This window comes from Phytoamicus setariae, from assembly GCF_016722925.1.
GTDB lineage: Bacteria > Pseudomonadota > Alphaproteobacteria > Rhizobiales > Rhizobiaceae > Rhizobium_E > Rhizobium_E setariae.
The window spans coordinates 1-13,050 of record NZ_JAEQNC010000001.1; the positions used below are offsets into that span (position 1 = coordinate 1).

Sequence of the window (13,050 nt, forward strand, 5' to 3'; positions counted from 1 at the left end):
TTGAAAAAAGGGTACGCGCACTTGCTGGATACTCCTCGACTGACTTTCGGACACGTTAAGGACCTTGCCTGCCGTCTTCGTTCCGCGCAAGGCTCCCGAATGCGATGACGGCTTCTGGCGCGACAGGAGACGTGGTAACCGGCCTCCTGTCGACCTACAGCGGAAATTGGCCATTGGGTAGAAATCAATAATCGACACTGGCTTTGTCTAACCAGGTCATTCTGGTCGCCTGCGGCCACCTTAAATCATGGTAGTGCGCTGATCCGCATGGACGCCATGCTGCAATGTTGGCGGATCGCCATTGTCATCGTATATATCGTTCTGGCAAATGCATGGGGAAATTGCCCCAGGCGTTGTAAGAGCGCATCGCGGCCAAAGGGAGTTCGAAATTGAGCGTTGCCTTCGTCAAGGAAGAAAGTGCCGAAACTGCTTCGGAAACCCTGTTGCCTGACCGTGCGATTTCACCGCATCCGAATCTCGTTACGGAAGCGGGGTTGAAGGCTCTGGAGTTGCAACTCCAGCAAGCGCGCGAAGTCTACGATGCGACCAGCACAATCGAGGACGTGAATGAACGGCGGCGGCAGGCGGCCAACCCGTTGCGTGACGCGCGCTACTTTGCGGCAAGAGTTCACACGGCTCAGGTTATGCCTGACCCTGCTTCAATCGACATTGTTGCCTTTGGCAGCACAGTGACGTTCAGCCGTAACGATGGGCGCGTGCAGATGTATCGTATTGTGGGGGAGGACGAAGCGGACCCCAAGGCCGGGTCGATTTCCTTCGCATCCCCGGTGGCAAGGTTATTGATGGGCAAAGCGGTCGGGGATGTCGTGGGCGCTGGAGCTCAAGAGATTGAGATCATTGCCATTTCGTAAAACGTCATAGGGTCCCCATACGAGCGCACCGAAATTACCCGTGCTGTCCCCCCTGGGCAACGTGCTGCCGCCACCCGGATTGCAGTACACGGCGGCGCCGAAACTGCTTGGATCGCGCCGCGTTTGTGCTATTTGCCGGGGAAACGAGCTCAGAGGGGTTTTCCATGGCACACGTAAAACAAGCGGATCTGGTGAAGGAAATCGCAGGTCTGGTGCAGCAGTACCGCGACGGCGATCCCGCGCTGGTAAAATTCGGCATGAAATGCGGGATCACGCTGGATCGTCACCCCGTCGGTGCCGGCATCATGCACAGCCCCAAGCTGAAGCAGGAGACCTTCCAGATCAAGGATTCGGCGTTCCGCCAAAATTTCCAGTCCGACAAGGATGCCTTTTTCGCCGCTTTCGACCGGTTCGTCGCCAACGGCCAGTTTCTCGCATGGAGCGGCAAAGTGCCGAAAGAGGGGCAGGCGGCAATCCTGAAAACACTCAACGAAGACCATACCCGACCGACAATGCAGATCGAGATGATCTGCCGCAAGCGTGGCAGTGAAAGTGAACAGAAGCTGCAGATGTTGTTCATCGGCTTTGGCGACGACAAGGAAGCGGCAGCATATGCCGACCAGCACGCGATCTATGTGATGTAAGCCGATGACGGCCATTTAGCCTCCGGCGATAGGCGCCGGAGGCTATTGATTCGGCACGATATTTTCCACGCGGATGCGTTGGGTATTAGGTTGGTGGATGCAAGAATAACATAGCTCGCCCAAATTGACTGAACATTAGAAAAAGATAATGTTATCCTTGCGGCCTGGATCACTAATCTTGCCGTCGAGTAGTCAACGCAAGTCAAGGGGAGAAGTGGCATGAAAGCATTTCTAAGACTGCTATCTCTGAGTTTGATTGCCAGCGCCTATATTCTGGCAATTCCCCTAGCCCCACACGCCACATATACAACGGGCTTTAGCAATAGCTCAGCTCTTGCAGACAGCCGTGATCCCGGCCATGCAAAAGGCGACAAGGGCAAACAGGACAGTTCTTCTTCAGGCTGCTGACCTGAAGAGCTTGGCCATGATAGTCCAAGCTGGTTATTTTCTACGATCTGAGAGAAACAGATCGGGACGATGATTGACAATACTGCCGATCATCTTCGCCAAATCTGATGCATATCGCCCGCTCACACGAAGCGTTCGGGCGATATGCTTGAGGTCAAGACCCGGCGATCAGCCGACCGCTACCCGGCAGGCCTTTGATCAGGAGCCGCCCGGATAGTTCGGGCTCTCGCGCGTGATGGTGACGCCATGCGTGTGGCTTTCGCGGAGGCCGGCGCCGGAAATGCGCACGAAAGTCGCCTTTTCCTGATAGTCCTTCAGATCCTTGCCGCCGACATAGCCCATCGCCGCGCGCAAGCCGCCGGCGAGCTGGTGCAGCACGGCCGAAACCGGCCCCTTGTAGGGGACCTGGCCTTCGATGCCTTCCGGCACGAGCTTGAGCGTGTCGCGCACTTCCGCCTGGAAATAGCGGTCGGCTGAGCCGCGTGCCATGGCGCCCACCGAACCCATGCCGCGATAGGCCTTGAAGGAGCGGCCCTGATAGAGATAGGTCTCGCCCGGGCTTTCATCGGTGCCAGCCAGAAGCGAGCCGATCATGCAGGCCGAAGCGCCGGCGGCAATGGCCTTGGCCATGTCGCCGGAGAACTTGATGCCGCCATCGGCGATGACCGGAATGTTCTGTTTGCTCGCCGCATCGACCGCGCCCATGATCGCGGCAAGCTGCGGAACGCCCACGCCGGCGACGATGCGGGTGGTGCAGATCGAGCCAGGGCCGATACCGACCTTGACCGCGTCCGCGCCCGCATCGATCAGCGCCTTGGCGCCATCTGGGGTCGCGACATTGCCGGCCATGATGCGGACCGAGTTGGAAAGCTTCTTGGCGCGGGTCACCGCGTCGAGCACGCGCTGGGAATGGCCGTGGGCGGTATCGATGACCAGAAGGTCGATACCTGCATCGATCAGCCGCTCGGCGCGTTCGAAGCCGTCATCGCCGACGCTTGTTGCGGCTGCGGCGCGAAGTCGGCCTTGTGCGTCCTTGGAGGCATGCGGGTTGAGCTGCGATTTCTCCATATCCTTGACGGTGATCAGACCGATGCAATGGCCGGAGTCGTCGACGACGAGCAGCTTTTCAATGCGGCGATTGTGCAGCAGGCGCTTGGCTTCTGTCTGATTGATGGTTTCGTTCACCGTGACCAGGTTTTCCTTGGTCATCAGTTCATGGACTTTCTGGTTCGGATCGGAAGCAAACCGGACGTCGCGGTTGGTCAGGATACCGACCAGCTTGCCGGTGCGGCCTTTGCCGCTGTTCTGCACCACGGGAATGCCGGAAATGCTGTGCACCTTCATCAACGCAAGCGCTTCGGCAAGCGTGGCGTCCGGGCCAATCGTCACTGGATTGACGACCATGCCGCTTTCGAATTTCTTGACCTGGCGAACCTGCTCGGCCTGTTCCTCGGGGGTGAGATTGCGGTGGATCACGCCGATGCCGCCGGCCTGGGCCATGGCGATGGCGAGGCGGGCTTCGGTGACCGTATCCATCGCCGCCGAAAGAAGCGGCAGGTTCAGTTCTATATCGGAAGCGATCCTTGTGGCAATGTTGGTCTGGCCCGGCATGATCTCCGAATGCCCGGGCTGCAAGAGCACATCGTCAAATGTAAGAGCTTCGAGCCCGGTGATCGTTTGGATGATGCGCGCCATGCCATGTTCCTTATATCGAATCCACCCGATACTCTAAGCACGGGGGCAGGAAAAACCTGTGGGAAGATGACGAGGGCTGGTAACACGTTCATTCGCCGAAGGGAACAGGCCGCCCTACGAAAATCAGATGAAATTTATGCAGGGCTCCAATGCGCCGCGCGCTTGGATTGCCAAAACGGTGCCTGATCGCCATCGGCGATCAGGCACGGATATCACGGCCTTTCCGCGGGCACCGGAATAACGCCCTTCGGCACCAGATCCGAAAAATCTTCGATCGCGCGGAAAGCGGTCGCATCAGCGGTTTGCGGCGAGGCAAAGGCGGTTTCGGTGACCGGTGTGACGTCATCGGCATGCGCTGGCGCCCCATATTCCGCCGCGGCCATCGACGTCACCGACCTGCCGTTCAGCACTGCCGTGCAGGCATTGGGCAGGGACTTGAGCGTCAGATATGTCGGCTTCGTCGGCTTGACCGGCTTCTTTTCCGGTTTCTTGGCCGGGCGTGGCTTAAGGCGGTCGAACCACTCGGCCAGCGGCTTGCCACATCCGCTGTCATCAGGCGGATTGACCTGATCCTCGCAGCCGGCCTGGCCGGGCGGGCATTTCATACGGATGTGGAAGTGGTAGTGGTGGCCGTAGATCGGCCGCACCTTGGAGAGCAGCGAGCGATTGCCTTCCCAGGATTCACAAAGCTTCTTCTTGATGCCGGGATGGACAAAGACGCGCTCGACCTGTGGATAGCTCGCTGCCCGCATGATCAGGTTGGCATGCGACTGGGTCCATTTGTTCGGATCGACATAGAGCGTGCCCCTGCGGAGAACGGAATTTTCCGGAAAGTCGTCGCGCTCCTGGTAGGAAAGCCTGCGGTTCGGCATCGGGGTGAGCCAGATGTCGGCATCCAGGCCGATCTGGTGCGAGGCGTGGCCGGTCAGCATGGGTCCGCCGCGCGGCTGCGAAATGTCGCCAAGCAGCAGGCCGTTCCAGCCATCCTCGGCGTGCGCCTCGCGTGACAGTCGCTCCAGCAACGAGATCATGCGCGGATTGCCCCAGCGGCGGTTGCGCGAAGGATGCAGCACCTGCCATGTCGGGCCATCCGCCGGGATGGCCATGCCGCCCGCCAGGCAGCCCTTGGCGTAGAAGCCGAGGGATTCCGGATCGCTGCGTGTCGGCAGTTTTGCCGCGCCAAACAGTTGCTTTGCGGGAATGGGATCGCCGGCATGCACCGAGGTCGCGCTAATTGTCAGGCCGAGCGCGAGTGCCGCGATGCGAAAAAGGTTAAATCTCAATTCGCTGTCCTTCATGACTTGGCTGCCGGACCAGCCGGCAGGAAAGTGATTTGGTTTTGTACCACAGATAGCAGCAATTTTGGTGAATCGATGGAGATGGCTAAATTGCTTTTCCGCCAGCGGCAAATTTGCCACGATCGGTTTTTCACATTAGACCTGTGCCGGATTCGGTTGCTGAAGGGATTTGATATGGGGTTGAACATGTCTGGAAAGCTCGCACGACTGCCGGGAGCGATCCTCGCGCTTTCCCTTGTCCTTCCCGCCGCCGCCTTGGCCCAAAGCTGGACCAACGGCATTTCCACTATCGGCCAGTTGAAGTATCCACCGGGCTTTGAGCATTTCGATTATGTCAATCCGGATGCCCCGAAGGGCGGTGACCTGCATCTTTCAGAGCTTGGTACATTCGATACGCTCAATCCCATACCCAACAAGGGAAACATCGTCGCGAGTGTCGGCATTGTCTACGAGACGCTGATGAAGCCATCCTCAGACGAGGTGTTTTCGAGCTATGGCCTGCTGGCGGAAAGCATTTCCTACCCGCCCGACTTCTCTTCCGTCTCGTTCCGCATGAACCCGAAAGCGAGATGGGCCGATGGCCAGCCAGTGACGGTTGACGACGTGATCTTTTCCTTTGAAAAATCAAGGGAACTGGATCCCAGCAAGGCGTCTTACTACAGCCACGTCACCAAGGCGGAGAAGATCGGCGACGCCGAAGTGAAATTCACCTTTGACCAGAAGGACAATCGCGAACTGCCCAACATCGTCGGCCAGTTGCTCGTCGTGCCCAAGCACTGGTGGGAAGGCACGGACGCACGCGGCAAGAAGCGCAATGTCGCTGCAACGACGCTCGAACCGGTAATGGGATCAGGCCCCTACAAGATCGTTTCCGTCAAGCCGGGCTCGACGATCAAGTACCAGTTGCGCGACGATTACTGGGGCACGGATCTGCCCGTCAATGTCGGCCAGAACAATTTCCGGACAATTGACTACACCTACTTCTCGGACCGCAACGTCGAGTTCGAGGCTTTCCGAGGTGGCAATGTCGACTATTGGGCAGAGAACCAGGCTAAGCGCTGGGCGACCCAATACGGCTTTCCTGCGGTGAAGCAGGGCAAGGTCAAGAAGGAGCTTTTTGACAATGAGTATCGCAGATCCGGTGTGATGGTCGGCTTCATCCCTAACCTGCGGCGGGAGAAATTCAAGGATGCGCGCGTGCGCGAAGCCTTGAATTACTGCTTCGATTTCGAGGAATTGAACCGGACGATTTTCTATAATAATTACCAGCGGGTGAATTCGTATTTCTTCGGCTCTGAGCTTGCCTCCAGCGGTCTGCCGCAGGGCAAGGAACTTGCAATCCTTGAAGGCATGAGGGATGAAGTTCCTCCCTCCGTGTTCACTCAGGAGTACAAGAGTCCCGTCAGTGGCGACCAGAAGAAGCTTCGCGAAAATCTCCGGCAGGCCGTCGGTCTCTTCAAGCAGGCGGGCTACGAGATCCGCGGTAACAAGATGGTCAATACCAAGACCGGCGAGCCCTTTGCTTTCGAGATCATGCTCAATACACCGATTATCGAACCCGTCGCGCTGGCTTTCGCAAACAATCTGAAATTGATCGGTGTCAAGGCCTCGGTTCGTTCGGTCGACGACTCGCAGTTTACCGAACGTGGAAGAAACCGCGATTTTGACGTCATGTACAATGGATGGGAAGAGTCTCTGAACCCCGGCAACGAGCAGGCGGAATATTGGGGCTCGAAATCGGCCGAGACGGAAGGGACACGCAATTGGGCGGGTATTTCCGATCCGGCGATCGACAAACTGGTTAAGATGGTGATCTTCTCGCCTGTGCGAGAGGATCAGATTGCGGCAGTGAAGGCGCTCGACCGCGTGCTGCTGCATCATCACTATGTGGTGCCAAGCTATACGTTGAGGAAGTCCCGCATCGCATATTGGGACAGGTTCGAGCGCCCCAAGGAACTTCCGTACTATTCGATCGGCTTTCCGACCATCTGGTGGGCCAAGCGCTAGGGTTACGCGAGGCTGGCGAAAGGCTTTCGCCATACGGATGATGGAATTGTTTGCAGTTGTGCGAATCAGGCGGCCCGATTGCGCGGCCCCGCGAGAATTGGAGACTTTGTTGGCATCGATGACGACACCATCTACCGGAACGGAGATCTGATTTGGGAGCCTATATCCTCCGGCGCCTCTTGCTGATCATCCCGACCTTGCTCGGCATCATGCTGCTTTCCTTCACCATCGTTCAGTTCGCACCGGGCGGGCCGATCGAGCAGATCATTGCCGACCTGACCGGCCAGAACGGCGGAGACCGGCTGGATAGCGGCGGCAACGATACAGGCCTGAACGACACCGCCGGCAGTTCGGATCGCTATCGCGGTGCGCAGGGGCTTGATCCGGATCTGATCAAGAAACTGGAAGTGCAGTTCGGCTTCGATAAGCCCGCCTACCAGCGCTTCGGCGAGATGATCTGGAATTTCGCCCGCTTCGATTTCGGCGAGAGCTTCTTCCGCAACGAAAGCGTCCTCAATCTGATCATCGAGAAGATGCCGGTATCGATCTCGCTTGGCCTCTGGATCCTGCTGTTGTCCTATGCCATCTCGATCCCTCTAGGCATCCGCAAGGCTGTTTCGGATGGGTCGACCTTCGATGTCTGGACTTCCGGCGTCATCGTCGTCGGCTACGCAATTCCCGGCTTCCTGTTCGGCATCCTGCTGATCGTGCTGTTTGCCGGCGGTTCGTTCTTCAACTGGTTCCCGTTGCGCGGCATCGTTTCGGACAATTTCGACGAACTCAGCGTTGGCGGCAAGGTTCTGGACTATATCTGGCACATGACGCTGCCGGTGTTGACGCTGGTGCTGTCGTCCTTTGCCACCACGACACTGCTCACCAAGAATTCCTTCATCGACGAAATCAAGAAACAGTATGTGGTGACGGCGCGCGCCAAGGGATTGCCCGAACGCAAGGTGCTCTACAGTCATGTGTTCCGCAACGCGATGCTCATCGTCATCGCCGGCTTTCCCGGCGCGTTCATCGGGGCGTTCTTCTCCGGCTCGTTGCTGATCGAGACGATCTTCTCGCTCGACGGACTGGGGCGGATGGGGTTTGATGCGATCGTCAAGCGAGACTACCCGATTGTCTTCGGCACGCTTTACATTTTCTCGCTGATGAGCCTGCTCATCGCCCTGCTTTCGGACCTGATCTACACATGGGTGGATCCGCGCATCGATTTCGACAAGCGGGAGGTCTGAGATGTCCAAGCCAAAGAGGCCATTTTTCTCGCCGATCAACCAGCGCCGCCTCCAGAATTTCAAGGCCAACAAGCGCGGCTATTGGGCATTCTGGGTGTTTGTCGTCCTGTTCATGCTGACGCTGTTTGCCGAGGTCATCGCCAACGACCGGCCGATCGTCGTGTCCTACAAGGGCGAGATCCTGTTTCCCATCGTGGTCGACTACCAGGAAGACAAGTTCGGTGGATTTCTCGCACAGACGGATTATCGCACCGATTACATCAGCGACGAGATCAACGCGAATGGCTGGATGGTCTGGCCGCCGATCCGCTATTCCTATGGCACGGTCAATTCCAATATTCCCCATTCCGCACCGACCGAGCCATGGTGGCTGATGGATGCCAAGGACCGTTGCTCGGCCTATCCGCTCGGCGACAGCGATCCTGGCTGTACGCTGGGCAACATGAACTGGCTCGGTACTGACGACCAAGCGCGCGACGTCCTGGCCCGTATCATCTATGGCTCGCGTATCTCGATCCTGTTCGGGCTTGCTCTCACCTTCGCCTCAGCTATCGTTGGGGTGCTCGCCGGCGCGGTACAGGGCTATTTCGGTGGCCGCACCGACCTCATCATGCAGCGCTTCATCGAGATCTGGTCGTCGATGCCGGTGCTCTATATCCTGCTGATCATCGCAGCGATCCTGCCACCGGGTTTCTTCATCCTGCTGGGCATCATGCTGCTGTTTTCGTGGACGGCTTTCGTCGGCATCGTGCGGGCAGAATTCCTGCGGGCACGGAACTTCGAATATGTGCGAGCGGCGCGCGCGCTCGGGGTCGGCAACATAACCATCATGTGGCGGCACCTCCTGCCGAACGCGATGGTGGCGACGTTGACTTTCCTGCCCTTCATCCTGTCGGGTTCGATCACCACCCTGACCTCGCTGGACTTCCTCGGCTTCGGTCTGCCGCCGGGGTCGGCCTCGCTCGGTGAACTCGTCGGCCAGGCCAAGGCCAACCTGCAGGCGCCGTGGCTCGGGATCACCGCTTTCGTCACACTGGGGCTGATCCTGTCGCTCCTCATCTTCATCGGCGAGGCTGTTCGCGACGCCTTCGATCCAAGGAAGACATTCGGATGACCGATCCTCTGCTTTCCATACGTGATTTGTCCGTAGCGTTTCATCAGGGTGGCAAGACTTCTGTTGCCGTCGATCACGTATCCTTTGATATCGCCCGCGGTGAAGTTGTCGCGCTGGTCGGGGAATCTGGTTCCGGCAAGTCGGTGACCGCCAATTCCGTGCTGAAATTGCTGCCCTATCCGGCCGCCAGCCACCCTTCCGGCCAGATCCTGTTCAAGGGCAAGGACTTGCTGAAGGCAGGTGACGAGGCGCTGCGGCAGGTGCGTGGCAACGACATCACCATGATATTCCAGGAGCCGATGACCTCGCTCAACCCGCTGCATTCGGTCGAACGGCAGATCGCCGAGATTCTGCAGTTGCACCAGCCGATCGGCGCTGCCGAGGCGCGCAAGCGGGTGATCGAACTGCTGACACAGGTCGGCATCCGCGAGCCGGAAAAGCGGCTTGGAGCGTTTCCGCATGAACTGTCGGGCGGCCAGCGGCAGCGTGTGATGATCGCCATGGCGCTGGCAAATCGCCCGGAGCTGCTGATCGCCGACGAGCCGACCACCGCGCTCGATGTGACGGTACAGGCGCAGATCCTGGAGCTTCTCACCAAGCTCAAGACTGAGCACGGCATGTCGATGCTGTTCATCACCCACGATCTCGGCATCGTCCGCAAGATTGCCGATCGCGTCTGCGTGATGACCAAGGGCAAGATCGTGGAGACGGGGCCGACCGCGGATATCTTCGCCAATCCCAAGCATGAATATACGAGGCACTTGCTGGCCGCGGAGCCGAAAGGCGAGCCGCCGGTCTCGGATTCGACCAAGCCGATCATCGTCGAGACGCAGGATCTCAAGGTCTGGTTTCCGATCAAGACCGGCTTTCTCCGCAAGGTCACCGATCACGTAAAAGCCGTAGACGGCATCGATCTGACACTCAAAGCGGGCCATACGCTCGGAATCGTCGGCGAATCCGGGTCCGGCAAGACGACGCTCGGACTTGCGATCACCCGACTTATCTCGTCGCGCGGTCGTATCGCGTTTGTCGGCAAGGATATCCAGGGCGCCACCTTCTCGGAGATGCGGCCGTTGCGGCGCGAGATGCAGATCGTCTTTCAGGACCCCTACGGCTCGCTGTCGCCGCGCATGTCGGTCGGCGAAATCGTCGGTGAGGGCCTGAGTGTGCATGAACCCGGGATCGATGCGGATGCACGCGATGAGCGCGTGTCGGCGGCGCTTGCCGAAACCGGGCTGGACCCCGAGACGCGACATCGCTACCCGCACGAGTTTTCCGGTGGCCAGCGCCAGCGCATTGCCATCGCCCGGGCCATGGTGCTGAAGCCGAAATTCGTCATGCTCGACGAACCGACCTCCGCCCTCGATATGAGCGTACAGGCGCAAGTGGTCGAGTTGCTGCGCGACCTGCAGGTCAAGCACGACCTCGCATACCTGTTCATCAGTCACGATCTCAAAGTGGTGCGGGCGCTGGCCAACGACATCATCGTCATGCGCCAGGGCAAGGTGGTGGAGCAGGGCCCGTCCAAGTCGCTGTTTTCAGCGCCGCAGGAAGACTATACCAAGGCGCTGCTTGCTGCCGCCTTCAATATCGAAGCTGTTAAAACGAAATCCATCCATCAGTGAACCGAGAGCCTGCCATGCCTGCCAAGAGCCCCGTGATTGTCGATCTCCGATTCCATCCAGAGCAAGTTCGCGAGGGTTTGAAGCATGCGTTTCCAGGTCGCGAAGTCATCAATCGCGCCGATCCGCAGCATGCCGACCGCGATCTCTCCGGTATCGACTATGCCGTTCTCTGGAAGCCGCTTGATGATCTGTTTACGCGGGCAACGGATCTGAAAGTGCTGTTTTCGGGCGGCGCGGGAGTGGACCACGTACTGACCCTGCCGGGCCTGCCGAACTTGCCCTTGGTGCGCTTCGTAGACCATACGCTGACGACCCGCATGAGCGAATGGATCGTCATGCAATGCCTGATGCATCTTCGCCAGCACCTTGCCTACGATCGCCAGCAGCACAAGAAGATCTGGAATGCTCTTAACCAGCCCGAGGCCGCCGAGCTGACGGTCGGCATGATGGGCATGGGTGTGCTGGGCAGCGATGCCGCCAGGAAGCTCAAGGTCATGGGCTTCAACGTACTCGGATGGTCCAGAAGCGGCCGGCCGGTCGAGGGCATAGAGATGTATAGTGAAAGCGGGCTCGACGAATTCCTGTCGAAGACCGATATCCTCGTTGGGCTGTTGCCGCTGACGGCGGACACCGCAAACATCTTCGACGCGAAATTGTTTGCGAAACTCAGGAAACACGGCCCGCTTGGTGGGCCGGTATTCATCAATGCCGGGCGCGGCGGCAGTCAGGTGGAGGCCGATCTCGCGGAAGCGCTGAAGACTGGCGTTCTCAAGGGTGCTTCGCTGGATGTCTTCCAGATCGAACCCTTGCCGGACACTTCGCCATTCTGGACGTTGAGCAACGTGATCCTGACCCCGCACTCGGCGGCCGATTCCGACGTCAGCGCGTTGTTTGCCTATGTCGAAAAGCAGATCGATCGCTTCGAACGTGGCGAGCCGATGGAAAACCTGGTGGCTCGCGACGCCGGCTACTGATCATTCGGGCTGCAGGAATGCCACGTCCAGAGGTGCCGGAACCGGCCAGGACAAAATAGGTCGGGGCGACAATTGCCCCGATGCAAAATCCCAGCCGAACACGCAGACGGTATCGGATTTCTGATTGGCGACCGCAAGGTAGCGGCCTGTGGCGTCGAAGCGGATGGCGCGGGGAAAGGCGCCGCCGCAATCGGTCTCGCTTTTCAGCCGGGCGATGCCGGTTTCCGGGTCTGTCCAGAAGGTGGCAATCGTGTCGGCCCCACGGTTGGCAGCGAGCACGCAGTGGCCTTCCGGCGAAATTGAAATACCGGAAGGGTAGTTGCGAACCTCAGTGTCTCGGGCGGTCGCAGGCTCGCTTGCCAATAGCTCTGCGGTCTGTGCGTGCACATCGAACGAGACGCTCATCAGGCTCGAAGCAAGCTCGCCGGTCACGTAGATCAGCGGCCTCGAGGGATGAAAAACCGCGTGCCGGGGACCGCTTCCCGGCGGCAATTTCAAATGAAATGCCAGGGCGATCGTGCCGTTCGCAGCGTCGAACCGATAGAAGTGGAGGCTGTCGGTGCCGAGATCGATAGCGGCGAGCAGCCGATTGTCCGGGCTGATTGACACAAAGTGGCAATGGGGCCCCTGCTGGCGCGCCCGGTCCGGTCCGTGCCCATCATGCTCGGCGTGGCCCGTCAGCCTACCGACGCTGCCATCCGCCTCGAGCGAGAATATGGCAATCGACAGCGGCCCCGCCTCGGGTTGAGTCTGATAGTTCGCCACGAAGAGGAAGTTCTCCCGCCGGTCGAGACTGATATGAACCGCGGCGTTTCCGCCGGTCGCTGCGTGACTTTCGGCTGTGAGCCCTGCGGTTGAAACGGACACGGCGGTCACCCTGCCTTGCCCATTGGCAATTTCGCTGGTCACATAGAGCTTGCTTCTTCGCGCCGACCACGCGGCAAAGGAGGGGTGCGGAACGGTCTTGGTGGTTGCGTGTTCGGCAACACCTGTCAGTGCGCCATCCGTTTTGAAAAGAGAGATCTGGCCGGTCCCGCCGCTGCCCGAAGCTGCAGAGAGGGTCGCGACCAACAATTCCGGCATCATTCATCTCCTGTTGCAGCGGCACTCATGCCGGTTTTGATCGTGAAGGCAAGGCAGCGAGTAATACATTGACGTTTACGTCAATGGCAAAT

Annotated in this window: 11 protein-coding genes; 8 read left to right on the forward strand and 3 right to left on the reverse strand. The window is 58.9% G+C overall.

Annotated elements, in window-relative coordinates; all coding sequences use genetic code 11:
* Positions 1–389 precede the first annotated feature (389 nt).
* The 3 genes from greA (at position 390) to JJB09_RS00015 (ending at position 1,924) form a co-directional block, all read left to right on the forward strand.
* A complete protein-coding gene (gene greA / locus JJB09_RS00005) occupies positions 390–872 on the forward strand; it encodes a transcription elongation factor GreA (RefSeq protein WP_201651553.1) in 483 nt (160 codons plus the stop codon).
* Positions 873–1,036: 164 nt separating this feature from the next.
* Positions 1,037–1,516 (forward strand): hypothetical protein, encoded by a 480-nt coding sequence (locus tag JJB09_RS00010; RefSeq protein WP_201651555.1) that lies wholly within the window; start codon positions 1,037–1,039, stop codon positions 1,514–1,516.
* A 219-nt stretch (positions 1,517–1,735) separates the two neighbouring features.
* On the forward strand, positions 1,736–1,924 hold the full coding sequence (locus JJB09_RS00015) for a hypothetical protein (protein WP_201651557.1): 189 nt from the start codon (positions 1,736–1,738) through the stop codon (positions 1,922–1,924).
* 198 nt (positions 1,925–2,122) lie between these two features.
* On the opposite strand, the gene guaB is transcribed toward JJB09_RS00015, so the two are convergent.
* Both guaB and mepA read right to left on the reverse strand, forming a co-directional pair.
* Entirely contained in the window at positions 2,123–3,619 is a 1,497-nt protein-coding gene (gene guaB / locus JJB09_RS00020; protein WP_201651559.1) for an IMP dehydrogenase, read from the reverse strand.
* Positions 3,620–3,831: 212 nt separating this feature from the next.
* Positions 3,832–4,917 carry a penicillin-insensitive murein endopeptidase gene (mepA, locus tag JJB09_RS00025; protein ID WP_201651561.1) on the reverse strand — a complete coding sequence of 362 codons (1,086 nt, stop codon included), beginning with the start codon at positions 4,915–4,917 and terminating at the stop codon, positions 3,832–3,834.
* A gap of 186 nt (positions 4,918–5,103) precedes the next feature.
* On the opposite strand from mepA, the gene JJB09_RS00030 reads away from it, so the two are divergent.
* The 5 genes from JJB09_RS00030 (at position 5,104) to JJB09_RS00050 (ending at position 11,875) form a co-directional block, all read left to right on the forward strand.
* Positions 5,104–6,924: an extracellular solute-binding protein gene (locus JJB09_RS00030; protein WP_201651563.1), complete on the forward strand. Its 1,821-nt coding sequence runs from the start codon at positions 5,104–5,106 to the stop codon at positions 6,922–6,924.
* 152 nt (positions 6,925–7,076) lie between these two features.
* Positions 7,077–8,162 carry a microcin C ABC transporter permease YejB gene (locus tag JJB09_RS00035; protein ID WP_201651565.1) on the forward strand — a complete coding sequence of 362 codons (1,086 nt, stop codon included), beginning with the start codon at positions 7,077–7,079 and terminating at the stop codon, positions 8,160–8,162.
* A gap of 1 nt (position 8,163) precedes the next feature.
* The gene (locus JJB09_RS00040; RefSeq protein ID WP_201651567.1) at positions 8,164–9,276 is read left to right on the forward strand and encodes an ABC transporter permease; all 1,113 of its coding nucleotides are present in this window, start codon (positions 8,164–8,166) and stop codon (positions 9,274–9,276) included.
* A complete protein-coding gene (locus JJB09_RS00045; RefSeq protein WP_201651569.1) occupies positions 9,273–10,901 on the forward strand; it encodes an ABC transporter ATP-binding protein in 1,629 nt (542 codons plus the stop codon). The genes JJB09_RS00040 and JJB09_RS00045 overlap by 4 nt, the downstream gene beginning before the upstream one ends.
* Positions 10,902–10,915: 14 nt before the next feature.
* On the forward strand, positions 10,916–11,875 hold the full coding sequence (locus JJB09_RS00050) for a 2-hydroxyacid dehydrogenase (RefSeq protein ID WP_201651571.1): 960 nt from the start codon (positions 10,916–10,918) through the stop codon (positions 11,873–11,875).
* Here the strand turns inward: JJB09_RS00050 and JJB09_RS00055 are convergent, their stop codons facing one another.
* Positions 11,876–12,958, reverse strand: a complete 1,083-nt coding sequence (locus JJB09_RS00055) for a lactonase family protein (RefSeq protein ID WP_201651573.1) — start codon at positions 12,956–12,958, stop codon at positions 11,876–11,878.
* Positions 12,959–13,050: the final 92 nt, after the last annotated feature.